The 23,410-nt window shown below is 70.5% G+C and carries 23 protein-coding genes; 10 read left to right on the top strand and 13 right to left on the bottom strand.

Going from position 1 to position 23,410, the window contains the following annotated elements:
* Positions 1-39 precede the first annotated feature (39 nt).
* Positions 40-1,296, bottom strand: a complete 1,257-nt coding sequence (locus ACZ7L1_RS25065) for an MDR family MFS transporter (protein WP_471440256.1) — start codon at positions 1,294-1,296, stop codon at positions 40-42.
* Between the two features lie 194 nt (positions 1,297-1,490).
* Between ACZ7L1_RS25065 and ACZ7L1_RS25060 the strand changes: the two genes are divergently transcribed.
* From ACZ7L1_RS25060 to ACZ7L1_RS25050, 3 genes are all read left to right on the top strand, one after another.
* On the top strand, positions 1,491-2,252 hold the full coding sequence (locus tag ACZ7L1_RS25060; protein WP_471440255.1) for a phosphoglyceromutase: 762 nt from the start codon (positions 1,491-1,493) through the stop codon (positions 2,250-2,252).
* A gap of 96 nt (positions 2,253-2,348) precedes the next feature.
* Positions 2,349-2,780 carry an ArsI/CadI family heavy metal resistance metalloenzyme gene (locus ACZ7L1_RS25055; protein WP_471440327.1) on the top strand — a complete coding sequence of 144 codons (432 nt, stop codon included), beginning with the start codon at positions 2,349-2,351 and terminating at the stop codon, positions 2,778-2,780.
* A 216-nt stretch (positions 2,781-2,996) separates the two neighbouring features.
* Positions 2,997-3,752 carry an ASCH domain-containing protein gene (locus ACZ7L1_RS25050; protein ID WP_471440254.1) on the top strand — a complete coding sequence of 252 codons (756 nt, stop codon included), beginning with the start codon at positions 2,997-2,999 and terminating at the stop codon, positions 3,750-3,752.
* Positions 3,753-4,037: 285 nt separating this feature from the next.
* Here the strand turns inward: ACZ7L1_RS25050 and ACZ7L1_RS25045 are convergent, their stop codons facing one another.
* Positions 4,038-5,411 carry a S53 family peptidase gene (locus tag ACZ7L1_RS25045; RefSeq protein ID WP_471440253.1) on the bottom strand — a complete coding sequence of 458 codons (1,374 nt, stop codon included), beginning with the start codon at positions 5,409-5,411 and terminating at the stop codon, positions 4,038-4,040.
* A gap of 187 nt (positions 5,412-5,598) precedes the next feature.
* Between ACZ7L1_RS25045 and ACZ7L1_RS25040 the strand changes: the two genes are divergently transcribed.
* The 3 genes from ACZ7L1_RS25040 to ACZ7L1_RS25030 all read left to right on the top strand — a co-directional run bounded on the left by ACZ7L1_RS25040 (position 5,599) and on the right by ACZ7L1_RS25030 (position 9,382).
* Positions 5,599-6,417, top strand: coding sequence for a class I SAM-dependent methyltransferase (locus ACZ7L1_RS25040; protein WP_471440252.1), 819 nt, complete (start codon positions 5,599-5,601; stop codon positions 6,415-6,417).
* 229 nt (positions 6,418-6,646) lie between these two features.
* Entirely contained in the window at positions 6,647-7,750 is a 1,104-nt protein-coding gene (locus ACZ7L1_RS25035) for a C40 family peptidase (RefSeq protein ID WP_471440251.1), read from the top strand.
* A 288-nt stretch (positions 7,751-8,038) separates the two neighbouring features.
* Entirely contained in the window at positions 8,039-9,382 is a 1,344-nt protein-coding gene (locus ACZ7L1_RS25030; RefSeq protein WP_471440250.1) for a PP2C family protein-serine/threonine phosphatase, read from the top strand.
* A gap of 194 nt (positions 9,383-9,576) precedes the next feature.
* Here ACZ7L1_RS25030 and ACZ7L1_RS25025 read toward each other — a convergent pair whose 3' ends face one another.
* The 3 genes from ACZ7L1_RS25025 to ACZ7L1_RS25015 all read right to left on the bottom strand — a co-directional run bounded on the left by ACZ7L1_RS25025 (position 9,577) and on the right by ACZ7L1_RS25015 (position 11,353).
* Positions 9,577-9,918: a DUF2516 family protein gene (locus ACZ7L1_RS25025; RefSeq protein ID WP_200421102.1), complete on the bottom strand. Its 342-nt coding sequence runs from the start codon at positions 9,916-9,918 to the stop codon at positions 9,577-9,579.
* A gap of 149 nt (positions 9,919-10,067) precedes the next feature.
* Positions 10,068-10,721, bottom strand: a complete 654-nt coding sequence (locus ACZ7L1_RS25020) for a hypothetical protein (protein WP_471440249.1) — start codon at positions 10,719-10,721, stop codon at positions 10,068-10,070.
* Between the two features lie 107 nt (positions 10,722-10,828).
* Positions 10,829-11,353, bottom strand: a complete 525-nt coding sequence (locus ACZ7L1_RS25015) for a helix-turn-helix domain-containing protein (RefSeq protein ID WP_471440248.1) — start codon at positions 11,351-11,353, stop codon at positions 10,829-10,831.
* Positions 11,354-11,784: 431 nt separating this feature from the next.
* Between ACZ7L1_RS25015 and ACZ7L1_RS25010 the strand changes: the two genes are divergently transcribed.
* Positions 11,785-12,624, top strand: coding sequence for a nitroreductase/quinone reductase family protein (locus tag ACZ7L1_RS25010; RefSeq protein WP_471440247.1), 840 nt, complete (start codon positions 11,785-11,787; stop codon positions 12,622-12,624).
* A gap of 164 nt (positions 12,625-12,788) precedes the next feature.
* Here the strand turns inward: ACZ7L1_RS25010 and ACZ7L1_RS25005 are convergent, their stop codons facing one another.
* A complete protein-coding gene (locus ACZ7L1_RS25005) occupies positions 12,789-14,885 on the bottom strand; it encodes a phosphotransferase family protein (protein ID WP_471440326.1) in 2,097 nt (698 codons plus the stop codon).
* A gap of 306 nt (positions 14,886-15,191) precedes the next feature.
* Positions 15,192-16,085, bottom strand: coding sequence for a GntR family transcriptional regulator (locus tag ACZ7L1_RS25000; protein WP_471440246.1), 894 nt, complete (start codon positions 16,083-16,085; stop codon positions 15,192-15,194).
* Positions 16,086-16,281: 196 nt separating this feature from the next.
* On the opposite strand from ACZ7L1_RS25000, the gene ACZ7L1_RS24995 reads away from it, so the two are divergent.
* Entirely contained in the window at positions 16,282-16,464 is a 183-nt protein-coding gene (locus tag ACZ7L1_RS24995; RefSeq protein ID WP_471440245.1) for a hypothetical protein, read from the top strand.
* On the opposite strand, the gene ACZ7L1_RS24990 is transcribed toward ACZ7L1_RS24995, so the two are convergent.
* Both ACZ7L1_RS24990 and ACZ7L1_RS24985 read right to left on the bottom strand, forming a co-directional pair.
* Entirely contained in the window at positions 16,455-17,243 is a 789-nt protein-coding gene (locus tag ACZ7L1_RS24990; RefSeq protein WP_471440244.1) for an HAD family hydrolase, read from the bottom strand. The genes ACZ7L1_RS24995 and ACZ7L1_RS24990 overlap by 10 nt on opposite strands.
* On the bottom strand, positions 17,192-18,073 hold the full coding sequence (locus tag ACZ7L1_RS24985) for a GntR family transcriptional regulator (RefSeq protein ID WP_471440243.1): 882 nt from the start codon (positions 18,071-18,073) through the stop codon (positions 17,192-17,194). Before ACZ7L1_RS24985 ends, ACZ7L1_RS24990 begins: the two co-directional genes overlap by 52 nt.
* A gap of 226 nt (positions 18,074-18,299) precedes the next feature.
* Here ACZ7L1_RS24985 and ACZ7L1_RS24980 point away from each other — a divergent pair, with 226 nt between their 5' ends.
* On the top strand, positions 18,300-18,488 hold the full coding sequence (locus ACZ7L1_RS24980) for a hypothetical protein (protein WP_471440242.1): 189 nt from the start codon (positions 18,300-18,302) through the stop codon (positions 18,486-18,488).
* A 5-nt stretch (positions 18,489-18,493) separates the two neighbouring features.
* Here ACZ7L1_RS24980 and ACZ7L1_RS24975 read toward each other — a convergent pair whose 3' ends face one another.
* The 4 genes from ACZ7L1_RS24975 to ACZ7L1_RS24960 form a co-directional block, all read right to left on the bottom strand.
* Positions 18,494-19,396, bottom strand: a complete 903-nt coding sequence (locus ACZ7L1_RS24975) for a winged helix-turn-helix domain-containing protein (protein WP_471440241.1) — start codon at positions 19,394-19,396, stop codon at positions 18,494-18,496.
* A gap of 287 nt (positions 19,397-19,683) precedes the next feature.
* The gene (locus tag ACZ7L1_RS24970) at positions 19,684-20,940 is read right to left on the bottom strand and encodes a GNAT family N-acetyltransferase (RefSeq protein ID WP_471440240.1); all 1,257 of its coding nucleotides are present in this window, start codon (positions 20,938-20,940) and stop codon (positions 19,684-19,686) included.
* 118 nt (positions 20,941-21,058) lie between these two features.
* Positions 21,059-22,039, bottom strand: a complete 981-nt coding sequence (locus ACZ7L1_RS24965) for an asparaginase (RefSeq protein ID WP_471440239.1) — start codon at positions 22,037-22,039, stop codon at positions 21,059-21,061.
* Positions 22,040-22,146: 107 nt separating this feature from the next.
* Complete coding sequence (locus tag ACZ7L1_RS24960; protein ID WP_471440238.1) at positions 22,147-22,770, bottom strand: RsiG family protein; 624 nt, start codon at positions 22,768-22,770, stop codon at positions 22,147-22,149.
* A gap of 192 nt (positions 22,771-22,962) precedes the next feature.
* On the opposite strand from ACZ7L1_RS24960, the gene dtd reads away from it, so the two are divergent.
* Positions 22,963-23,388 carry a D-aminoacyl-tRNA deacylase gene (gene dtd / locus ACZ7L1_RS24955; RefSeq protein WP_471440237.1) on the top strand — a complete coding sequence of 142 codons (426 nt, stop codon included), beginning with the start codon at positions 22,963-22,965 and terminating at the stop codon, positions 23,386-23,388.
* Positions 23,389-23,410 lie beyond the last annotated feature (22 nt).

Raw genomic sequence — 23,410 nt, 5'->3', positions numbered from 1 at the left:
GGGCAGTACTCCCGCAGCCCGGTCCCCGGCTTGCCCGCCTCAGGCCGCGCCGACCTCCGCCGCCCCCGCCGTCTCCTTCTCCGCTCCCCGCGCCGGCTCCTCCCCCGGGAGGCGGCGCATCAGCGCGGCGTAGCCGAACCCGGCCGCCGTACCGACCACCGCGCACAGGCCCCACAGCCACTGCGCGCCGAGCCGGTCGATGACGAAGCCGGACAGCAGCGGCGCGATGAGCGAGGCCACCGACCAGGACAGGGTGTACATGCCCTGGTAGCGGCCGCGCCCGTGCACCGGGGAGAGGCGTACCACGAGGCCGGTCTGGGTGGGCGCGTTGACGATCTCCGCCAGTGTCCACACGCACACCGTCAGCGCGAAGACACCGACCGAGCCCGCGAAGGCCGTCAGCCCGAAGCCGTACCCCGCGAGCACGGAGGAGACCACCAACAGCCGGCGCGGATCGCGGTGCTCGATGAAGCGGGTGACCGGGATCTGCAGCGCGACGATCAGTATGCCGTTGACGGCGATCGCCATGCCGTAGTCCGCGGGCGAGAACCCGGCCTCCCCCATGGCGACCGGCAGACCGACGGACCCCTGCTGGAAGACGAGCGCGACGAGGAAGGACAGCCCGACGACGCTCATGAAACGGCCGTCCCGCACGACGGTCCCGAGACCGACGACGCCCGCGGCCTCCTTGGCGGTGGGAGCGGGCCGCGACTCGGGCAGCTTCGCGAAGACGACGACCGCGCAGACCAACGTCATCCCCGCCTCGATCAGGAACCCGGCGAGATAGCTGAACTCGGCGATGAAACCCGCCGCCATGGAGGACACGGCGAAGCCGAGGTTGATCGCCCAGTAGTTGAGGGAGAAGGCGCGCACCCGGTCCTCGGGGCGAACGATGTCGGCCATCATCGCCTGCACGGCGGGCCGGGAGGCGTTGCTCGCCATGCCGACGAAGAAGGCGACGCCGGCGATGGCCACGGGGTCCCGCACGAACCCGAGCAGCGCCACGAACCCGGCGGTCGACGTCTGGGCGATCAGCAGGGTGGGGCGCCGCCCGAGCCGGTCGGCCATCACCCCACCGCCGAGCGAGGAGACGACACCGCCGAGCCCGTGCAGCGAGGCGACGAGCCCGGCGTACGAGGCGGAGTACCCGCGGTCCAGGGTCAGGTACAGCGCCATGAAGGTGGCGACGAAGGCGCCCAGCCGGTTGACGAGCGTGCTCGTCCACAGCCACCAGAACTCGCGGGGAAGCCCCGAGACGGTCTCGCGGGCGGCACGTCTGACGGCGGCGATCGACATGGGTCCCCCACGGGCATAGGCGCATGTAAGCGGCTCGAACGGTGATCACAACTTACAAAGGCACGGCGCGGAGGGGCCACTCAATTAACAGAAGCCGTCAACTGTCCTACGGCGCGGGGGCCGCCCGCCGACCGGCTGTCCGCCTGCCGGGCGGGCCGTACGAGGGGGCGAATGCGTGGATTACGCTCTGAGGCATGGCCGACGCACCGTACAAGCTGATCCTCCTCCGCCATGGCGAGAGCGAGTGGAACGCGAAGAACCTGTTCACCGGCTGGGTGGACGTCAACCTGAACGAGAAGGGCGAGAAGGAGGCGGTCCGCGGCGGTGAGCTGCTCAAGGACGCCGGCCTGCTGCCCGACGTGGTCCACACGTCCCTCCAGAAGCGCGCGATCCGCACCGCGCAGCTGGCACTGGAGGCCGCCGACCGCCACTGGATCCCGGTACACCGCTCCTGGCGCCTGAACGAGCGCCACTACGGCGCCCTCCAGGGCAAGGACAAGGCGCAGACGCTTCAGGAGTTCGGCGAGGAGCAGTTCATGCTCTGGCGCCGCTCCTACGACGTGCCGCCGCCCCCGATCCAGGACGACTCGGAGTTCTCCCAGGCCGACGACCCGCGCTACGCGACGATCCCGCCGGAGCTGCGCCCGAGGACGGAGTGCCTCAAGGACGTCGTCTTCCGCATGCTCCCGTACTGGTACGACGGGATCGTCCCCGACCTCCTGGCCGGCCGCACGGTCCTGATCGCGGCCCACGGCAACAGCCTGCGCGCCCTGGTCAAGCACCTGGACGGCATCTCGGACGCCGACATCGCCGGCCTGAACATCCCGACGGGCATCCCGCTCTCCTACGAACTGGACGCCGACTTCAAGCCGATCACCCCCGGCGGCACGTACCTCGACCCGGAGGCGGCCGCGGCGGCGATCGAGGCGGTCAAGAACCAGGGCAAGAAGAAGTAAGCCCGCACGTCCAAGCCCCCTGCCCGCGGTCTCCGCGGGCAGGGGGCTTTTCAGTGGGCTGGGGTTGTCTCTGTAGATCGTCGGGACTTGGTGGGCATGCTCGGCGCCCATCGAGGCGATGCGGTATTCGCCGGCCGGGCCCATCGGCGCGAGGGCTACGCCAACTTCGCCATCGCCGAGCCCCCGCTCAAGCTCGTCCTGATCGAGGGCGAGCCCGGCGAGGAAACCCGACTGGACCACCTCGGCGTCGAGGTGGAGTCCACCGACCGGGTCAACGCCGCCACTACCCGCCTCAAGGACGCCGGCCTGGCCACCTTCGAGGAGAACGACACGTCCTGCTGCTACGCGCTCCAGGACAAGGTGTGGGTCCACGGCCCTGGCAAGGAGCCCCGGGAGGTCTATGTCGTGAAGGCCGACGCCGACACCCTCGGCAAGAACGCCGACCCCAACTCCACCGGCGACGGCTGCTGCACCGGCCAGGCCACCGAGGAGACCCCGGCAGCGGACGGATGCGCCTGCGGGCAGTGATCCGGACGGCCTGGTCAGCCCACGCCCGTTGGTCTCAGTTTCCGTCGCATTCAGCGACGGACACCACCGTTCAGACAGGTCCGGCCATCATGATCGTGCCCCTCACCTGCGCGTTCGGCGCGGATGAGGGGCACTTTCGTGCTGTGGGCCCGGTAGGGGATTGCGCTGTGCCGCCTGTGTTCGTCGCTTCTGAGCGCCGGTCGTAGGGTGCTGTGCATGGACGGGACCCCGCACTTGCCGACGCAAGAAGACATGGAACTGATCGAGTTGGCCCGGCGCATCGTGGAGGCCAACGGCGACGGGGAGGTGCACACGGTTGGCGCCGCTGTCCGGGATGCCCAAGGACGGATGTTCGGTGGCATCAACCTCTACCACTTCACCGGCGGCCCCTGTGCGGAGCTCGTGGCTCTCGGGCATGCCCGTGCGGCGGGGGCGCGTGACCTGACGACGATCGTTGCGGTCGGCGACCGGGGCCGCGGTGTGCTCGCGCCGTGCGGTCGTGACCGACAAGTCCTTCTCGACCACCATCCAGGCATCCGCGTCCTGGTTCCGACGGCCGAAGGAGTCCGCAGCGTCTCCATGGCCGACCTCCTGCCGCACAGCTATGTGTGGGCGGAGCAGTCCGTGTCCTCCGAACCGGGCCGTCATGCGGTGGCCAGGCAGTCCTTGTCCTTCCATCGGGACTATCTCGACGCCGTCCGCGCGGGGCGGAAGACGACGACCGTACGCTTCCGGGACCCGGTCGCCCCGGGACCGGTCGACATGGTCTTCGAGCTCGATGAGGAGGTGGTGCTGGAGGGTGTCGTCACGCAGATCACGTCGAAGAAGGTCGGCGAACTGACCGAGCAGGACGCCGTCGCCGACGGGTTCCGCGATCTCGCAGAACTCCACGACAGGCTGCGGTACCACTACCCCGACATCGGGTCCGCCGACGACATCGCCATCGTCCACTTCCGCTTGGCCGACGCCTGACCCGTACGTATGGGATGTGCCCCAACGGTGGCTGGGACCACGACGGTTGTCGAGACCGTCGACGAGGTCGACCCGCCGATCAGGACCGCACCCGGCCTCGGCCAGCGGCCTCGGCCAGCGGCCTCCGCGCGCTGAACTTCCCGAGCCGGGCGTGAGTTGCGCCAGGGCCGCTGCCTCCGCCTCCTCCTGAGGCACGCCGGCCTGCGACGGCGGACGGCCCGAGTACGCGACTCGGGCCGTCCCAGGGAATCGCAGGCGGCGAACCCCTGCGGCAGCACCGAGGCGTCAGCCGCGGCGGCTCGCCCGGGCGAGAGCCTGCACGAAGCGCAGGGCGTCCACCGTGCCGACGCCGGTGGCCATGTCGTAGCCCTTGACGGCCTTGTAGCCGGTGACGCCCTCATAGCTGTTGTCCGTGCCGTCGTCGACGTCGACGATGCCGGAGTTCTTCTGCTTGAGGAGGCTGTACAGCGCCCCGTTGATGTTGCCCACCCGGTGGCCGGCCGCCTGGTCGGCGAGGGCGATGATGCCGGAGAAGAGCGGGCTGGCCTCGCTGGTGCCGCCGGAGACGTCCCAGCCGGTGGCGGTCGGGTCGAAGCTGGAGTAGACCCAGGCGCCGCCGTTGACCGCGGCGGCCATCGACACGTCCGGGGTGCCGCGACGAGTGCCTACCACGTTCTTCACGCCGTTCTGGAAGGCCGGACGGGTGAAGACGTGGGACTGGCCGCCGCCGCCCGCGCCGTAGTCGTTGTAGACGCTGTCCGGCTTGACGCGCTGCCCCTTGTCGTTCAGGTGGAGCCGGGTGCCGCCGATGGAGGTGACCAGCGGGTCCGAGGACGGCCAGGAGTTGACGGGCTTCTTGTAGTAGGTCTTGCCGTCCGCCATGAGGTCGGTGGCGCCGCCGTCACCGGAGGAGGCGAGGACCGTCACGTGCTTGCGGTTGGCGTCCTGGAAGGCGTAGCGCAGGTTCTTGACGCTGGAGAAGTCACCCTTGTCGAAACCGGGGAACGTGTTCTCGGTGGCGCCGAAGCTCTGGCTGATGACGTCGCCGACCCCGTGGTCGATCAGGTACTTCTCGGCGCTCATCATCTCCGGGAGACCCGTGGTGCCTTCGGTCTCGGAGACCGCCGTCTCCACCAGGACGATCTTGGCGTCGGGCGCCACGGCGTGGGCCATCTCGACGTCCAGGGAGGTCTCGCCGGCCCAGCCGGTCATGTCGGAGTTCTTCGGGTCGAAGGGGGGCACCTTGCCCCACTTGACCACCTTGATCTTGGTGCTGGGCAGACCGAACTGCTTGCTGTACACATCGAGGTCGTGCTGGACCGTCGGGGAGCCGAACGAGTCGACGATGACGATGGTGCGCCCCTTGCCCGTGATGCCCTTCCGGTACAGCGGGTTGAGGTTGTACGCGGTGCGGTACTGCAGCGGGTTGTAGCAGGCGATGTGCCACTTGGCCTGGCACTGCTCGCTGGAGAGCGGGCTGGCCACACCATGGACGAGCGTGTGCCCGACGACGGCCGGAACCGCCTTGGTGTGCGGTACGGCGGCGGGCGCGGCGGTGGTGACGCCGGCCAGCGGAGCGGTCGCCAGCGCGGCGACGGCGAGGGCGGCGGTGGCGGCCGTGGAAGCCGCGGCACCCCGCCCGGTACGGGCTATGTGCATGAATCCCCCTGAGTGGTCCGGAGTCGCACGAAGTGGTCTCCGCACATCCCACCCACTGAGTCATGCACAGGACAAGATCGTTGAACCGTAGATGCCGAATCCTTTACCGGCCCGGGGGACAGTCCCGGCGTCGGAGTTGTCCACAGGCCGGTCCGGCGGCCTGTCCCGCCCCCTTACTCTCGTAGGCATGTCAACCCGCGTCGCGTCCCGCCCCGTGGGTACGGTGACGCGCGGGACGACCAATCCGAATCGGCTGCGCCGGATGGATCGCTGGATCGCAGCGGTCCATGGGGCCGAGCTTCGTCGTGCGACGGAGCCCGTGGCCGTCGACCTCGGGTACGGGGCCGCGCCCTGGACCGCGGTCGAGTTGCTGCGACGGCTGCGTGCCGCCGCGCCCCGCACCCGGGTCGTGGGGGTGGAGATCGAGCCCGCCCGGGTCGTGGCCGCTCAGCCGTACGCCTGTGAGGGGCTGGTCTTCCGGCACGGGGGGTTCGAGGTGCCCGTGCCGGGGCGCCCCTCGCTCATCCGGGCGGCGAACGTCCTGCGACAGTACGAGGAGGGCGAGGTCGCCGCCGCCTGGGAGCGGCTGTGCGCCCGGCTCGCCCCCGCCGACCCGGCGTCCGGCTTCCGCGGCGGGCTGCTCGTCGAGGGCACGTGCGACGAGATCGGCCGCCGTCATGTGTGGGTCGCCCTCGGCCCCGAGGGTCCGCGCACCGTGACGTTCGCCACTCGGCTCGGTTCCCTCGACCGCCCGTCCGACCTGGCCGAGCGGCTGCCGAAGGCGCTCATCCACCGCAACGTTCCGGGCGAGCCCGTGCACGCCTTCCTGCGCGACTTCGACCGCGCCTGGGCCGCCGCCGCGCCGTACGCCGCGTACGGCGCGCGCCAGCGCTGGATACGCACCGTCCGCCGACTGACGGCGGACTGGCCGGTCACCGACGGCCGGGCGCGCTGGCGCCAGGGTGAAGTCACCGTGGCCTGGGGAGCCTTGGCGCCCCGCACATGACCCCTGCCCGACCTGCGGGGAACGATCTTCCTGACTGCTTCGTCACACTCGCGGGAAGATCGCCGTACGCGGGCCGGTGACAGGGGAGGGAGATCGTCGTACGAGGTGCGGCAGGTGGGGGAGTTTTTTGCGCGGTTAAGTCCCGCCTCTGTCGCTTTGCGCCCGAGCGTGGCACGATCCCCAGACGTCTCGTAAGTTACTGACGGTAAATCAGCTTTGGGGGGAAGGTATGGGATCCGGGAAGCGGACCCTGGTCACGGCGGCCATCGCTCTGGTCTGCACGGTCACCGTGCTGGGCACACCGGGCGGGGCTTACGCGAGCCCGGAGCGGCCTGACCCGAGACCCACCCCGTCCGACGGCTCGGCGGCAGCCACGGCGTCGGCGTCGGCGTCGGACGAGATTCTCGAATCGGTCCGCAGAAAACTGGACGCGCTGTACCACGACGCGGCGGTCGCCACCGACGCCTACAACGCGGCCGAGGAGAAGGCCGAGACGCAGTCGGCGCAGATCGTCCGGTTGGCGCGGGAGATCGTCAAGGGCCAGGAGCGGCTGGCCGAGTTGAAGGACCGCGCGGGCGCAGCGGCCCGCGCCCAGTACCGCGGCGGTGGCCTGCCGCCCGAGATGCGGCTCTGGCTGAGCCGTGACCCCCAGGAGTTCCTGGACGACGCGGGCACGGTCCGTCAGGGCGAACACGCGACCACGGGACTCATCGCCGAGTTGACGCGTACGCAGGAGGACTTGAAGCAGTACGCGAGCGACGCCGCCGACGAGTGGAAGAGGCTCGACGCCAACCGCAAGGCCAAGGCCGAGGCCAAGAAGGAGATCGAGAAGCAGATCGCCGCCGCCGAGGAGCTGCAGTCCCGGCTGAAGACGCAGGAGCGGGAGCGACTGCAGAAGCTGGAGGAGCAGGCCGCCCACCAGGCACAGACCGCATGGCTCGACTCCGGGATACTGAAGGAGATTCGCGGCAGAGCGTCCGAGGAGGGGCAAAAGGCCGTACGGTTCGCGACCGATCAGATCGGCAAACCGTATGTCTGGGGGGCAGAAGGGCCGAAATCGTACGACTGCTCGGGGTTGACGTCCCAGGCCTGGGCCGCGGCCGGCGCACCCATCCCCCGCACCTCGCAGGAGCAGTGGAAGCAGCTCAAGCACGTGGACATCAAGGACATGCGCCCCGGAGACCTGATCATCTACTTCTCCGACGCCAGCCATGTGGCGATGTACATCGGCGACGGCGCGATCGTCCACGCCCCGCGCCCGGGGCGGACGGTGACGATCGCGGGGGCCGGGTCCATGCCGATCCTCGGGGTGGTGCGCCCGGACGCCGACTGAACCGCACGCCGACCGGAAACAGAGCCGTGTCATGACGTGACCCGCCCCACGTGACGCGGCCCACCCTCCCTCCGGTTGAAACCTGCGCGGGACGTGACTTTCGTCATCCTCACCGGGACGGTTCCCTGTCCAACTGCGGTAGGGGATGCGGCATATGACGATGGCCGGTTGCACCACCCCACCCCGTCCGGCATTCCATTGCGGCCTCGGCTACCGCTATGGTCCCCGTCGGTGGGTCGAGTCCCTCGTCCCGTCGTGCCCTCGGGGGGAGGGAAGGAACCCAAGACGATGCCCGTACCCGTGCCGCGGCCCCGAGCGATCCCGGCCGTGGAGGGTGGTCAGGCTCAAGCCGCGTCCCTGCCCGGCGCTCAGACCGCTCAGACCGCACAGGGGCCGTCCGCCCGTGCCAAGGCCCAGAACGACACGCTCACCCTGCTCGTGATCGAGGACGATCCGACCGGTTCGCCGATCGTGCCCGAGATGCTCGACTCGGCAGGCCGCCCCATACGGCTGCGCACCGCCCGCAACCTCACCGAGGCCGAGCGGCTGCTCACCGACGACGTCCACTGCATCCTGCTGGACCTCGCGCTGCCCGCGCCCGGCCGGGCCGCCGAAGAGGACGACGAACTGGCCGTGCTCCGGCACGTGCTGCAGCTCGCGCCCCGCCATGCCGTGCTCGCGCTCACCGCGTCCGGTGACGCGGAGCGGGGGGCCGAGGCCGTGCGCGTGGGCGCCCAGGACTACCTGTTCCGCGAGGAGCTGGACGGGCGGCTGCTGAGCCGTGCGATCCGGTACGCGGTAGAGCGCAAGCGGTCCGACACGGCCGAGCGGCGGCTGACCGAGTCCAAGCTGCGCGCGCAGGAGAACGCCCGCCTGGAGCGCGGCCTGCTGCCCACGCCGCTGCTCGACGGGTCCTCGCTGCGGTTCGCCGCCCGCTACCGGCCCGGCCGTTCGCGTGCCCTGCTCGGCGGTGACTTCTACGACACGGTGCGCACGCCGGACGGCACGGTGCACGCGATGATCGGTGACGTGTGCGGGCACGGCCCGGACGAGGCGGCGCTCGGCGTGGAGCTGCGCATCGCCTGGCGTGCGCTGACGCTGGCGGGGCTGTGCGGGGACGAGCTGCTGTCCACGCTGCAGCAGGTCCTGGAGCACGAGCGGGACAACGACGAGATCTTCGCCACGCTGTGCACGGTGGACATCGCGCCGGACGGCCGCCGCGCCGGGCTGTGCCTGGCCGGCCACCCGGCACCGCTGATCGCGCGCCCCCACCTCCCCCAAGCTCTCGGCTCCGCTCGAGCAGGGGGGACCCCGATCGCCGAGCTGCTGCCGTACGACAACAACGGCCCCGCGCTCGGCCTGTTGCCGGGCGCGCGCTGGCCGCGGATGCAGGTGGAGCTGGGGCCGGTCTGGAGCCTGATGCTCTACACCGACGGACTGATCGAGGGACGGGTCGGGCAGGACGGGGAGCGCCTGGGGCAGGACGGCATGGTGGAACTGGTCCGCCGCCGGCTTGCCGAGGGCCTGACGGGCGAGGAACTGCTGCGCGCGACGGTCAACGAGGTCCGCGACCTCAACGGAGGGGAACTGGCGGACGACGTGGCCGTGGTCCTGCTCGACCGGGCACCGTAACCGACGACGGCGGGCCGGACCACGACGGACCGCCGCCTACCGCCCGCCGCTGCACGCCTCGCTCGGACCGCCCGCCGCTGCACGGCCGACCCGGGCCGCCCGCCACCTACCGCTGCACGCTTCGCTGGGACCGCCCGCCGCTGCACGGCCGTAACGGAACCGTCCGCCGCACGGCCCGCCCAGGCTGCCGCCGTCTACCGCCCGCCGTTGTACGGCCCGTACGGACCGTCGCTGCTGCTTCCCCGGCGGCGACGGCCCCAGCCGCCGCCCGAGACCTGCTTGAGGGCGGGGCGGACGTCCACGAAGAAGACGATCGTGGCGACGAGGCCGGCGAGCTGCAGGAAGAGCATCGGCACGAACAGGTTCACCGCGACCGCGATGCCGAGAATGATCAGCCAGAAGCCCTTGTTCTGCTTGTCGGCGGCGCGGTACGCGTCCTCCCGGTACAGCACGGCCATGGCCAGCGCCACCACGGCGAGCACCAGCATGGCGGTGAAGAGCAGCCACATCAGGCCGCCGAATGCCGTCATCAGCACAATGCCCACCACCCGAGTCGAGTCGTCTCTACGGCCAACCGTACCCGCCTGCGGCCGCCGCGTACCCGTACAACGGGCCGGGCACCTCGGAAGTGCCCGGCCCGTCGTCCGTCATCCGTCACGCGGCCCCCGCCGGGGCCGCGCGTCCCTCACTTGCCCGGAGGCGTGGTCTTCTTCGCCACCGGCTTGCGGGCGGCCGGGGCCGTCTTCTTCGCCACCGGCTTGCTGTCCTCGGTGGGCTCGGTCCTGGGGGCCTCGGCCGGCTTCGGCTCGGTCCTGACCTCGACCGGCTCGGGCTTGCCCTCGACCGCGACGGCCAGCTCCTCGATCTCCTCGGCGGCCTCGCCGCGCCAGGTCTTCACGGCCTGCTCGCCGTGCTCGGCCACCTTCTCGTAGGTCTCCCGGGCCTTGACCGCGTACTCGGCGGCGACGCCCACACCCCGCAACGCGAGGTCCTGGGCGCTCTCGCCCAGCTTCTTCAGGTCGGCGTCCAGGCTGCTGCCGAACTTCTTGAGGTCCGAGTCGAGGCTGCCCAAGAACTCGCCCACCTTGGCCTGGATGGTCGACTGCGTCTCCTTGACGCGGGCGCCGGCCTCCTTGGCGCGGGCCGCGGCCTTCTCCTGGACCGCCTTCGGGTCGGTGTTGCGGACGGCCTCGAGGCGGGCCGGGGCCTCGGCGCGCAGCTGCTCGACGAGCGCGGGCACCTTCTTGGCCTGCTTCAGGGCCAGGTCGGCGGTGCCCGCGGCGAAGTAGAGCGGGGTGGGGTCGCTGAGGGTCTTGCGCAGGTCGTTGGTGATGGCCATGGGATGGTCCTCCCGTTTCGGCTTTGTTGAGGGTTTTGGGCGGTCCGCAGGACGTCGAGCCGTCGTCCCGGTGGTCCGGTCGCTGTCCGTGGTCCCGGTGGTCCCGGTCAGCCGGCTGCCTGCCGCGGACCGGCATCGCTGCCGTCGGCCGTGCGGGGGCCGGCGTCGGCGGTGTCCTGGGCGTCGTCCGTGCCGTGCGTCTCCTGAGACTGCTGAGCCTCTCGAGTCCGAGCCTCCTGAACCGCCTGGCCGTCCTCGTCCGCCGCGCCCGCCCGGGCGATCTCGAAGCCGTTCTCCTTGCGGAACGACTCGTAGATCTGCAGCAGCACCTGCTTCTGCCGCTCGGTCAGCGTGGGATCGGCGAGGATGACGGCGCGCGTCTCCACCTCGTCCCGGTCCCGCTCGGCGTCGAGGATGCCGGCCCGCACGTACAGCGTCTCGGCGGAGATCCGCAGCGCCTTGGCGACCTGCTGCAGCACCTCCGCGCTCGGCTTGCGCAGCCCGCGCTCGATCTGGCTCAGATACGGATTGGACACGCCGGCGGCGTCGGCGAGCTGCCTGAGCGACAGCTGCGCGTTGCGCCGCTGCTCACGCAGGTACTCACCAAGGTTGCCGACGTTCAGCGATGCCATGCCTCCACCTTGCCCCAGAAGCGCTAACAATTGCAAGCATCCCGCTTGCAAAAGTGCGCCACACCACGCGGGAACGGCGCCGCACCGCGCGGGAAGGGCACCACAACGCGGAAGGGGCTCCGCGCCACGGAGGAGCCCCGCCGTCACCGCCCAGGGCCTCGTACCACCGTCGTCCATCCCACACCCGCCGCGCCCGGAACCGCGGGAGGCGCCGGTGCACGGACGGGTGACGTCATAAACCGTTGGCGCGAGATCGCGTACCCCGATAACGTGCCGTCCATGACTGCCGGGTCGGCCTTGGGCCGTTCACGATTGGGGCACCCGGCCTCCGAGTGAGGCGGGGGCGGGCGAGAGGCCCGCCGCTCTTCTTCTGTTCCGACGCGTATCGCCATCCCATCACGCCGAACAGAAGAAGGCAGCGACAGCAGAGCATGCCCAACCCCTTCAACCAGCAGATCATCGACGAGTTCCGCGCCCACCGCGGCCGCGTGGGCGGCCCCTTCGAGGGCGCCCGGTTACTGCTCCTCACCACCACCGGCGCCCGTACCGGCACCCCGCACACCACCCCCCTCGGCTACTACCCCGACGGCGGCGAGCGCGTCCTCGTGATCGCCTCGGCCGGGGGCGCGCCGCGGCATCCCGACTGGTTCCACAACCTCCTCGCGCACCCCCAGGTGACCGTGGAGACGGGCGTGTTCACCTACGAGGCGACCGCGGTCGTCCTGGACCGCGCGGCACGCGAGGAGGCCTTCGCCCGCGCCGTGGAGTCCGACCCCGGCTGGGCCGAGTACCAGGCGAAGACGGATCGTGTCATCCCGGTCGTCGCCCTCCGGGAGAACCCGAGGCCGGGCCCGCCGCGCATCGAGGCGTCCTCCCCCGGCGAGGCCATCCGGGCGGTCCATGACGTCTTCCGCCGCGAGCTGGCCCTGATCAGGAAGGAGTTCGCGGCCTCCGGAGGCGGCTCCGCGGTGGGCGCCCAGCTCCGGATCAACTGTCTGACCCTCTGCAAGGGCCTGGGCAACCACCACGCCGGCGAGGACATCGCCCTGTTCCCGTCCCTCGAAGGCCGCCACCCCGAGCTGGCGCCGGCCTTCGACCGGCTGCGCCGCGAACACCAGCGGATCGCCGCCCTCCTCGACGATCTGCGCCGGGTCGTGTCGGCAGCGGATGCCGACCCGGCCCGTGTCCTGCCCGAGGTGGAACGCCTCACCGACGAGCTGGAGGTGCACCTGACGTACGAGGAGGAGCAGTTGGCAGCCGTGCTCGGCTGACCAGGACGCCTGCGAGCCGCCCCGCCGCGACATCCGGGGACGCCCTGGTGGGTCATCGAGGGCTCACCAGGGCGGCCGGGAAGACCCGCGCCGCCTCCACTCGCCCGGTCGGCCCGTGCCCGGAGCGCCCGGTGGCGGACTTCGCACCGGCGCCCGGCCGCAGGTCACACGTCCGCGGAGAGCCGGGCCGTCCGCCCGCGTCCATGGCCTCCATGCGGGAGGGCGCGGGCAAGATGGGGATTCGCCGTCAGTTTCGCTGGAAGCCCGAGCGCGGCCGTGGCCTCGAACAGGGTCATCGCGTACGTGTCCACCGCCCGGCGGACGTTGGGGGCGTCCAGGCCGTCGCCGGTCACGAGACGGTCGAGGTCGACGTACGCCGAGCGGACGACCTCCATCCACCGGTAGACCCGCCAGTCGTCCTGCCAGCCCTTGGTGCAGTCCTCCGGCAGCCGCTCGGACCAGCGGGCGAACAGCCGCTCCCGGATCTCGGGACGTGTGGGCGTGAGGTGCATGTGGCGCACCAGGTCGTACAGGGCGTCCCCGATCATCGCCATCTCCCAGTCGATGAGCGTCAGACCGCCGGTCGGCCGGCGCACCAGGTTCCACGGGTTGAGATCGCCGTGCAGGAGTACGGGCCGGCGCGGGACCAGGGTGTGCCGGTCGAGGATCTCGCCCAGCCGGTGGCTGCTGGGCAGTCCGAGCTCCCGTGCCAGATCGGCCGTCTCCTTGGGCAGTTCGCCCACCAGGCGGACCAGTTCGTCGCACAGGCCCTTGTAGAAGTCCTGCCGGAACACGGCGCGACCGAAGTCGGTGCAGTCGACGCAGGTCAGCGCGTTCAGCTGGTCCACCAGGTCGTCCGCCTCGTACGGCCGGAGCCCGTCCACGGGGTGGTCCGGCGGACGGATGTCGTCGGGTCCCTCGTAGGAGTGAATGGTGAAAGGCTCGTTCAGCCCGCTGGTGCCCAGGGCCAGCACCTTGGGAGCCCTTACACCGGCCTTCGACCGCTCGATCGCCCTCAGGACGGCGTGCTCGTTGAGGAACCTGCGCTCGCGGGGATTCCCCGCGCCGGCCTTCCGGCGCACCATGACGGGACAGGGCACTCCCGGTACCCGAACCGCCGTGTTGAGGTGAGCGGCGCCTTTGAACACCCGGTCCGCCGAAGCGGCGCCCTCCTCGAACAACGCCTTGCTCACCGCAGCCGCCGGGAACCCCGGGAGCAGCGGCACCCGCTCGTCCGGCTGCCAGACGATCTCCATCGCGGTCCGCTCCCGGGCCTTGCCCCCGTGGGACTCGCTCCACCGGAAGAGGATGCGCTCGATCTCGCTCTCGTCCGGCACGTGGCCCAGCCGCAACGGTTCCTCGGCCGCCAGCAGCGCCCGGCGCACCGCCTGCGTGGCCGCGTCGAGATCACGCTGGTGGAAGGAGTCGCCGAGCGACGTCGCCGCACGCATCACGTCGGGGTAGACGGACTGGGCCCGTTCGAAGGCGACGTAGTGCTTCAGATCCCGGTCGAGGCCGTTGACGGCCTTGGGGCGCCGCCTGCCCATGGCCTCGTGCCACGCCTCCACGACCTCGGGCCACTGGTAGTCGGGGTACTGCATCCGCACCAGATGGGTGGCGAGGTCGTGCAGCGGGTCACCGTATCCGGCCAGTTCCCAGTCGACGCAGATCAGGGGCGGTCGGCCGCGGTAGGACACGATCACGTTGTCCCGGTGCAGATCGGTGTGGAGCAGGCTGAAGGGGCGTCGCACAAGGGCCGGGACCCGCTCCGCGAAGCGCACCATCGCGTCCTCGGGGATGCCCAGCATCGCGAACAGCCCGCCGAACTCGGCCCAGTTCGGCCGCCTGATCTGCTCCTCCGCCGCGAACGCCAGCGCCCGCAGAAAGGCACCGCTGTCCCGGCTCGAACGGGGCCAGGACACCGGGAGCGGGGGAAGGTGCTGCCTGTCCACCTGTGTCATGTCCGCCAGGAGGCCCGCGAGGTCGGCGATCAGTTCCGAGTCCACCGGCTGCCCCTTGGGGCAGATGCTGGACAGCGGCACCCCCTCCACATAACTCAGGACGGAGATGTCACCCCACTTGGCCAGGCAGCGGGGGACGTACGGGAGGACACCGCTGATCGTGTTGAGGATCTCCGCCTCGTCGTGCCACGTCCTGATGACCACGGACAGCGCCGACGGGATCCGCTGCCGCACCGTGACGGGTGCGCCGTTCTCACCGGCCACCAGCCGGGAGTCCTGCTCGGTGAGCGGCCGCACCATGTAGTTGAGGTTGTGATGGCCCCGCCCGAAGGAACCCAGCGCCCTGGCGTAGCGCAGGAACCGCTCGTACGCGTCGTCCGCCGCAGGCTCCAGAGCGCGGTTGCTAGGCACTGGCGGACCGCCCAACGGTGACTCCTGAATGGCTGTGCGGCGCGCGCGATGGTCATGCGCCGCGAACAAGGTGGGCACACGCTAGGGCATCTCAACGCAGCGGAACGTGTGACTCCAGCATTCGGTACGCATCTGAGCGCTTGCGGCACTCAGAAGCAGCACGCCGTTGGAGATACCACGGATGCCGGATCCGTGTCAGGTGGCCTCGGCGAGCAGATCCCATGCGGAGTTGAACCAGGACTGCATGCTGTCGACGAAGGTGGAACCGGGCGAGTTCGGGTCGTCGTCCCGGATGTGGTGCGTGAGGGTGGCACCGAGCCCGATCACGTCGAGCGCCTCGATCTCCCGACCGCTGTCCAGGACGATGGGACGCTCGTCCACCACATAGGGGCCGAACAACGCCTCGGACTCGTTGAAGAGGTAGACCTTGAAGGCCGGCGGCAGTGCCACACGGCGGACCTGCAGGTCGAAGGACTCGACGAGTTTCGACGCCTGGAGGCTCGCCAGCACGCGCGGCAGCGAGGCCATGGCGTCCCGGGCGATCCCGAGGTGGCGCTCCCTCACCGTCTCGGCCTCGCCGGGGTGCATGGCCCTGGGATACGGAAGCTCCAGGTCCTCCGACGGCAGCAGAAGCCGTACGCTCACGCGGGGCGGCGTGGGGCGGGACTCGACCCTGCGCACCCGGACCCATTCGGCCTGCAGCATCTGCAGATGCATCCCGAGCGATTCCGCGGTCAGGGTGTAGACGTCGAGCGCGACCTCCTGCAGATCGAACGCCTGCTCGATGAACGACCCCACGGTCACGGCGCCACCCCGGTGCACTCCCCGGGGTTTGGAGGATTCGATGCGCTGGCTCCGGATCACCCGCGATCCGCTGCCCCGCCGGGACTCGATCCAGCCTTCGCTGGTGAGCTCCCTGATCACCCGCTGCACGGTGTCGCGGGACACGCCGAACTCCTCGGCCAGGGCCCGTTGAGGAGGCAGCGTGCCGTTCACCGGATACGTCCCGTCGGCTATGCGGATGCGCAGGGCTCCCGCGACACGGTCGAACTCCGTGCCGCCGCCGTCGCCGACCCGTTCTGCGTCCACATACCGACCGTACCTTCTCTGCCCGACAGGCAAACACTTTCCGGGCGGCCAGCAGTCCAACTGCCCCACTGGTTAAGGGATCAAGCAGGCAGGGAACTTCCAATTCAGAGCAACCAGTCCAATTGGACCGCAAGTTGATCGGTTCACGGAAGTTCAACCGGAGCTTCGCTGGAAGCGGAAGGGCCGGGTGGGGGAAATGATCCAGTCGGAAGCGCTCGCCACCGCCGCCGAGTTCGTCCTGTCGATGCTGGCCCAGTCGGAGTACGGACTGCTGGGAGCCGTCCTCGTGTCGCTCGTCTTCGTAGGTGTCCGAGCGGACCGGCCACGTCTCGCGCTGGGAGCCGCGGTGGTGTTCGCCATCCTGATGGCTCAGGCCTGACCGCGCAGGATCAACAGCAGCGGTTCGAGCGAATGCACGACGATGTCGGCACCCGCGCTCCTCAGGATCTTCTCCTTGTCCTCGTTGCGCGCATAGCCGAGGAACGCGACTCCGGCGTCCTGGGCGGCGAAGAAGTCCGAGGGTGCGTCGCCGATCATCAAAGAGAGGGAACGGTCCGCCCCCATCGCGTTCAGGGCCTGGTTGAGGCAGTGCGGGTGGGGTTTGAGCAGATCGAGGTCGGCCGTGCGGCCGAAGACGTAAGGGGCGAAGCAGGAGGCCAGTCCGCGGGTCGCCAGGTAGTCGGCCGCCACGCGCGCGGAGTTGTTGGTCGCTATGGCGAGTTGGCCGCCCACGGTGGTCCACGTGCGGATCAGCGGGTCGGCGTACGGGGTCGGCATGGCCGACGCGGCCGCCTTCAGCTCCTGCTGGGTGAGCCTCTCCTCCAGTTCGGTCACCAGGTCGCTCTGCGGGTGCCGCCGGTGGATGGCCTCCAGGACGTAGTGCGGATCCGGGTGGACCCGTTCCTCCTCGGTCAGCAGGCCCCGCAACCCCCGGCTCTCGAGCCACTCCACGAGTTGGCCTGCCACATGCTCGGCGGCGTGCCTGGCGAAGAGCCGGCAGATCGGACCGTCGAAGTCGAAGAGCACAAAGCGCGCGCCTGTGATCCGTTCACGCAGTTTCGCTGTCTCTGCCGTCACCGCGTCAGTCTGCTTCGCATCAGAAGTCACTAGGAGAGTGTCAGGTCCGTGGTGATGGTTTCCCAGAGGGCGTCGAACCACTTCTGGGACTCCTCCACGAAGGCGTCGTCCCGTCGCCCCGCCCGGCGTTCGAAGGAGAAGAGGAGGGACGCGGCGCCGAGCGTGTCGTACATCTCGAGGGTCTGGCTGTTCACCTCCTCCTCGCGCCTGGTGAGCATGTAGTACGCCATCAGGGCCTCGGCGCCGTTGAGGAGGTAGAGCTTCACCGGCGGGGTGAAGGGCAGGGCCCGGAACGTCACACGGACGTCGATGCCGTGCGACGAGCGCAGGGCGAGGAGGTTGTGGCGCAGCACGTGGCCCTGGGCGTTGCGCTGTTCGAGCCAGCGGTGGTGGACCGGGTCCTCGTCGTCACCCGGGTTGTCGACCGAGATCGGGAAGGCCAGGTTGATCTTCCGGGAGGGCAGCAGGATCCGCACGTCGATCGACCGGGGACGGACGCGGCCCTCGTGGATCAGCCGGAGCGGTTCGCCGAGCGCCAGCATCAGGGTCTCGGCGGTCAGGCAGGCGGCGTCGATGCGCACCTGCGGGGCGGCGAACGCCTCAGCGAGCCTCGGCGCCAGCGCCACCATCGTCGGCTGCGGCTCGTCGGCGGCCGGTGAGTGCTCGGCGATCCGGGGCGGGCTGCCCCGGCTGACGCTGCTGAGCAGGCCGTCGTCCTGGAGGGCGCGCAGGGCCTGGCGGACGGCGCCCCGCTCCACGCCGAACTCCTCGGCGAGTTCGGCCTGGGTCGGCAGACGCTCGCCCGACTTCAGCTCACCGGTGCGGATCCGGGTCCGCAACGCATCGGCGATCTCCTGGGGCGAGAACCTTCTGCTGCCGTTCACTGCGCCGTTCTCCTGGGTCACGACCAAACGCTACAACCCCCGTCCATCTACCGGGAGTTGTTTGTAAGTTGTTTATAGATGCCGACCAACTGGGGATAACTTTATTGTAGTTGGTCGCCAACTCGGAAGAGTTGGCGGAGGATGTTCCTCCTCTCGCGCATCGTCCGCAGGTAGTGCCCGGATGCAGACTGCTCAATCCCCTCTGTCCCGCCACCCGGTCCCCCGAGGTCCGCCCCTGGAAAGAGGTCCCGCCATGCCCGCCCTCGCCCTTCTCTCCGCCCTCTTCGTCGTCGGATTCGACCAGTTCGTCCAGTGGAAGTACGGGACGATCGGCATCATCGGACTGACGCTGCTCACGATCGGGATCAAGGCCAACAGCCCCGCCTGCAGCTCCACAGGGGCCGTCGTCCTCGCCCTGCTGGTCGCCCAGCCCGCGCTCTGACCAGGTCAGACGCCGAGATCCAGCTCCGAGCTGATCGTCTCCCACAGGGCGTTGAACCACAGGTGCGACTGCTCCACGAACGTCGTGTCCCGCAGCCCGGCCCCCTGCGCGAACGGGAACAGCATCGACCGGGTCCCCTCGGCGTCGTACAGCTGCAGGTGCTCCTGGTCGATCTCCGCCTCGCGCCGGGTCAGCGTGTAGTACGCGAGGAGCGCCTCAGCGCCGTTGAGCAGGTACAGCTTCACCGGTGGCGTGAAAGGCAGGGCGCGGAAGGAGACGTGCGCGTCGATGCCGTGAGTGCTGCGCAGCGCGAGCAGGTTGTGCCTGAGGACCTGGCCCTGGGCGTTGCGCTGGGCCAGCCAGCGGCGGTGCAGGCGGTCGCCGTCCGTGCCCTCCACCGGTGTGGGGAACGCCAGGTCGATACGGCCGCTGGGCAGCAGTACGCGTACATCGACCTTGGCCGGTTTTATGCGCCCCGCGTGAATCTCGCGCAACGGCTCGCTCATCGCGAGCGTCAGCGACACCGCCGTCAGACACAGGGCGTCGATCTCCACGTGCGGGGCCGCGAAGGCGGCGGATATCCGCGGGGCCAGCGCCACCATCGTGGGCTGCGGCGGGGCCTGGGGGCCGGCCGTCGCCCTCCCCGCGTGCTGCGCCACGGTCGCCGGGCTGCCCTTGGAAACGTTGGTGAGCAGTTGCTCGGACTGCAGAATGCGCAGCGCCTGGCGCACGGCTCCCCGCTCCACGCCGAACTCGTCCGCCAGCTTGGCCTGCGTGGGCATGCGCTGACCCGGTCGCAGCACCCCCGACCTGATCCGGCTGCGCAGCTCGTCGGCCACCTCGTGGTGCGATCTCTGTGGCCGTTGTGACTTCTTCCGCCCGCCGGCGGCAGTGTGTTCCGGCTCCACGACTGAACCCTACAACTTCGCGCCATCTTCCGGCAGTTAAGAGGAAGGTGGTTATGAGACGACTCCAAGCGGAGATAAGTCAGATGGAGTTGGTCGCCAACTCCGGAAAAGTTGAACGAGCTTGAGTGTTCCTGACCGACATGGTCGTACGAGTGACCGGGCTCCCTTCCGGAGGGGAGCCGGGAGCCCGGCGTGCACGACCACAACCACAACTGAATCGCTACGGATGAACAAGCACAGCAGTCACCACCCGCACGGAAGGAGCGCCACCCGAGAGCCCGTGGGGCTCAGAAGATGTCCGGGCACCACGGCCGCCTGGACGTACGCAGCAGGGCGTCGGCGACGGAGGCGGCGCCCTTTTGCTGTTCCCGTACCCGCCCGAGCGCCGCGAGCCGCACCGCGGACTCGTCCCCCAGCCACAGGGTCGCCAACTCGCCCACCGGCATGGTCAGCTCGGGCTCCTCGTCGGTGTGCTTGCACTCGGCGCCGTCCGGCCCGGCCTGAAGCCGGTAGCGGCCGCCGGCGAGTCCGGCCTCGTCGACCACCTCCAGGACGAGCGTGCCCGGCGTCGCGTAGGTGCGTGCCTCCAGGGCGCCTACGACGTCCAGGATCCGTACCCACAGCGTGTCCGCGTACGTGGTGAGGCGGGCCGCGCGCGGGTCGGGGAGGAAGTGGGGCAGCAGGTCGTCCGGGGCGCGGTTGCCGGACTTCACGGTGGTGACCCAGTCGAGCGAGCACAGGTAGTGCCACAGGGCGCGTTCGGCGCCGGGGCTGGTCGTGATCAGGCCCTTCACGGTCGCGGTCTGCAGGGGCCGCTTGTCGTCGCCCCAGTGGTCGTCGCACACATACGCGGCGAGACCGTCGATCTCCCCGGAGGCGGAGCGGTGGACGGCGTAGAAGGGCTCCGTCCAGGAGTCGTCGTCGAGGCGCAGGGCGCCCGTGTTGAGCTGCCACCAGCGGTCGTCTCGGGAGATCGCGCCGGGCGTGGCGCGACGGAAGCGCTCGTACAGCTCGGGGCCGAGTTTGCGGACGTCGTCCGCGTCCACGAGGTCGATACGGCCGTCGTCGAAGACCGGGCGGTGGCGCTCGAGGCCGGTGCGGGGGACGTCGATGGTCCACTCGGCGGTGTGGGCGGCCGGGCCGAAGCCGTAACGGCCGTAGATGGGGTATTCGGCGGCGATGAGGGTGGCGACCACGTCGCCGCGTTCCTTCGCGGCGGCGAGGTCGAGGGCCATCATGCCCGTCAGAAGGCCGCGGCGACGGTGGGTGGCGGTGACGGAGACGTTGGTGATGGCGTCGGCGGGGACCGGTGCGCCGCCGACGGCGGTCAGCTCCTGCGGGAAGGAGCGGAAGGTGGCGACACAGCGGGCGTCGTCGAAGGCCGCGAGGGTGCGGGCGGGGACGATGTTGCCGCCGCGTACGGCGAGTTCCTGGTCGGAGACGTGGGGGGAGCGGAGGAACCCGGTGTGCAGGGCACGGATCCAGTCGGGGATCTCGGAGTCGGTGACGGGACGTACGTCGAGGTCCTGAGGATGGCGGCTCATGGAGTCACGGTAGGAGGGCGGGGGCGTGGGTGTCGCGTGGATTTCGACTGCGCCCCCGGGCCCCGCTCGTCGGCCACGGACCCCGCCCCGTCGCCCTCGCAGCGCGCGAAGCGGTCTCCTAGAACACCGCCCGTATCTCCCCCACCTCACGGCCCCCGCCCAGCAGCGGTGCCCTGCCGATCCGCCGGACCACCGGGGCCTCCACTCCCATCAGGGTCAGTGCCCTGGACAGGACCGGGCCCAGGGTCCGGGTCGCGCCGTCGTCGATCTTGAAGGCCAGGGCGCGGCCGTCCGGGAGGGCCACCGCCTGGACCGCCTCCGCGCCCATCTTCGACAGGGCGCCCGGTATCTCGCGCATCAGCCAGGTGTCGGGCCGACGTGTGCCCGCCACATACTCCGGGTGTGCCCGCATCGCGTCCGCCACGTGGCGTTCCGCCGTGCCCGGGGCCGCCAGGACGAAGGAGCGGTAGGCGCGGGCCAGGCCGGTCAGGCTGATCGCCATCAGCGGCGCCCCGCAGCCGTCCGTGCCCACCGCCGCCACCGGCTCCCCGGCGGCCTCCTCCACCACGGAGTGGATCAGCTGCTGAAGAGGGTGCTCGGGGTCGAGGTAGGTCTCCAGCGGCCAGTCCCGCAGCACGCACGCCGCCAGCATCGCCGTGTGCTTGCCGGAGCAGTTCATGGTGACCCGCTCTCGTACGGCGCCCGAGGCCAGGTACGCCTCCGCCTCCTGCGGGTCCAGCGGCAGGTCCGGCGGGCACTGCAGCCGCTCGGGGGTCAGCCCGTGCTCCGCCAGCATCTTCCGCACCAGGTCCAGGTGGAACGTCTCGCCCGAGTGGCTCGCCGCCGCGAGCGCGAGCCGCTCCCCCGTCAGCTCCAGGCCCGCGCGCAGCACACCGGCCGCCTGCATCGGCTTGTTCGACGAGCGCGGGAAGACGGGCGCCGTCACGTCGCCGAGCGCGAACTCCACGGAACCGTCCTCGGCGAGCACCACCAGACTCCCCCGGTGCCGCCCCTCGACGAACCCGGACCGCACCACCTCGGCGAGCACCGGGGGCGCGGAGGACTGTGCGGATATGGCGGGCTGGGCGGAAGTCGACATGGGTGGGGTTGCCCTTCGGGACGGGGACCTGGCCGGCACGGCCCGGGACGGGTTCCCACCCGGGCGGCGGGCACGCTCAGGGGCCCCGGGATACCGGGGCCCTGGCGTCACGTGAGCAGGTCGTCTACTTGCGCTTCCCCTTCACGGTACCTGCGGGCGATCTCGGCACTGCAGTCGTCCGCCGTGCGCTGCAGTGCCTGCCGCCGCCGGGAGACCTGCTGCTCGTAGCGCACGAGCCGCCCCATCCCCGCGCCCAACTCCGCGTCCGTACGCGCCTGGAGGTCCGACAGCTCCACCTCGGCGAGCATCTCGGCCGCCAGCCGCCGGTACTCCTCGCCGTGCGGTGTGCCGAGAGTCACATGCCGGGCCGAGGACCGCTGGCGGGCGGGGGCGTCCCTGAGGATCTCCGGAAGCCGTTCCATGACCCCGTCGGGCGCCGCGTCGCCCCCGCGCCGGGCCAGCTCCGCGCGCAGGATGTCGATACGGCCCTGCAGCAGCCGCCGTACGTAACTGAGGTCCGCCTCGTCCCGCTGGGCGTCCCGGCGCAGCGCGCGCAGCTCCGGCAGTCCCAGGCCGGACAGGCGGTGCCCCTGCGAGTACGCCCTGCTCGAAGAGCTCGGGGGAGGATCCGCGGGCAGCGGGGGGCTGTCCGTGCGCTGCACGGGCGCCCGGACTTCCGCCGCCATGGTTGCCGTACGGGCGGGCTGCTGCCCGGTGCTCGGTGTGTTCATGTACCTACCGTCCCCTCGACCGGCGCGGCACCCCCCACGGATGCGCCGCTAACACACGCATCGTGCCACTGCAAGTAGCCGTAATGTGGCCAAGTGACCATGGACAGCCCAGATGGGGGTGTTGATGGTCAAGAAGGGACGACCAGTTGGCCGCATCCAGGCGCCGCCTGGCCGCACGGCATCATGGTCCTCATGCGTGCGGTGGTGCAGAGGGTCGACGGCGCGAGCGTCGTCGTGGACGGTGAGACGGTCGGCGAGATCAGCGGCGAGGGGCTGTGCGTGCTCGTCGGGGTGACGCACGACGACACCAAGGAGAAGGCGGCCCAGCTCGCCCGCAAACTGTGGTCGATCCGCATGCTGCACGACGAGAAGTCCTGCTCCGACGTCGACGCGCCGCTGCTGGTGATCAGCCAGTTCACGCTGTACGGCGACGCCCGCAAGGGGCGCCGCCCGACCTGGAACGCGGCCGCCCCCGGCGATGTCGCCGAGCCGCTGGTCGACGAGGTGGTCGCGCAGCTGCGGGCGCTGGGGGCGACGGTGGCGACGGGGCGGTTCGGGGCGGCGATGCGGGTGTCGCTGACGAACGACGGGCCGTTCACGGTGCTGCTCGAGATCTGAGCCCGGCGGCGGGGGCGGGTCG

The sequence above is a fragment of the Streptomyces sp. NPDC107546 genome, from assembly GCF_055639175.1.
This window is presented reverse-complemented; position numbering and strand designations above follow the sequence as displayed.

What these genes read in the sequence shown, in the direction of transcription:
- ACZ7L1_RS25030 (WP_471440250.1), top strand. Translation starts at nt 8,039, where the DNA reads ATGCCCGTACCCGTGCCGCGGCCCCGAGCGATCCCGGCCGTGGAGGGT.
- ACZ7L1_RS25065 (WP_471440256.1), bottom strand. Translation starts at nt 1,296, where the DNA reads ATGTCGATCGCCGCCGTCAGACGTGCCGCCCGCGAGACCGTCTCGGGG.
- ACZ7L1_RS24995 (WP_471440245.1), top strand. Translation starts at nt 16,282, where the DNA reads ATGATCCAGTCGGAAGCGCTCGCCACCGCCGCCGAGTTCGTCCTGTCG.
- ACZ7L1_RS25005 (WP_471440326.1), bottom strand. Translation starts at nt 14,885, where the DNA reads ATGGTGCGGCCGCTCACCGAGCAGGACTCCCGGCTGGTGGCCGGTGAG.
- ACZ7L1_RS25015 (WP_471440248.1), bottom strand. Translation starts at nt 11,353, where the DNA reads ATGGCATCGCTGAACGTCGGCAACCTTGGTGAGTACCTGCGTGAGCAG.
- ACZ7L1_RS25050 (WP_471440254.1), top strand. Translation starts at nt 2,997, where the DNA reads ATGGACGGGACCCCGCACTTGCCGACGCAAGAAGACATGGAACTGATC.
- ACZ7L1_RS24970 (WP_471440240.1), bottom strand. Translation starts at nt 20,940, where the DNA reads ATGAGCCGCCATCCTCAGGACCTCGACGTACGTCCCGTCACCGACTCC.
- ACZ7L1_RS25045 (WP_471440253.1), bottom strand. Translation starts at nt 5,411, where the DNA reads ATGCACATAGCCCGTACCGGGCGGGGTGCCGCGGCTTCCACGGCCGCC.
- ACZ7L1_RS24965 (WP_471440239.1), bottom strand. Translation starts at nt 22,039, where the DNA reads ATGTCGACTTCCGCCCAGCCCGCCATATCCGCACAGTCCTCCGCGCCC.
- ACZ7L1_RS25010 (WP_471440247.1), top strand. Translation starts at nt 11,785, where the DNA reads ATGCCCAACCCCTTCAACCAGCAGATCATCGACGAGTTCCGCGCCCAC.
- ACZ7L1_RS25020 (WP_471440249.1), bottom strand. Translation starts at nt 10,721, where the DNA reads ATGGCCATCACCAACGACCTGCGCAAGACCCTCAGCGACCCCACCCCG.
- ACZ7L1_RS24960 (WP_471440238.1), bottom strand. Translation starts at nt 22,770, where the DNA reads ATGAACACACCGAGCACCGGGCAGCAGCCCGCCCGTACGGCAACCATG.
- ACZ7L1_RS25060 (WP_471440255.1), top strand. Translation starts at nt 1,491, where the DNA reads ATGGCCGACGCACCGTACAAGCTGATCCTCCTCCGCCATGGCGAGAGC.
- ACZ7L1_RS24980 (WP_471440242.1), top strand. Translation starts at nt 18,300, where the DNA reads ATGCCCGCCCTCGCCCTTCTCTCCGCCCTCTTCGTCGTCGGATTCGAC.
- dtd (WP_471440237.1), top strand. Translation starts at nt 22,963, where the DNA reads ATGCGTGCGGTGGTGCAGAGGGTCGACGGCGCGAGCGTCGTCGTGGAC.
- ACZ7L1_RS25040 (WP_471440252.1), top strand. Translation starts at nt 5,599, where the DNA reads ATGTCAACCCGCGTCGCGTCCCGCCCCGTGGGTACGGTGACGCGCGGG.
- ACZ7L1_RS25055 (WP_471440327.1), top strand. Translation starts at nt 2,349, where the DNA reads ATGCTCGGCGCCCATCGAGGCGATGCGGTATTCGCCGGCCGGGCCCAT.
- ACZ7L1_RS25035 (WP_471440251.1), top strand. Translation starts at nt 6,647, where the DNA reads ATGGGATCCGGGAAGCGGACCCTGGTCACGGCGGCCATCGCTCTGGTC.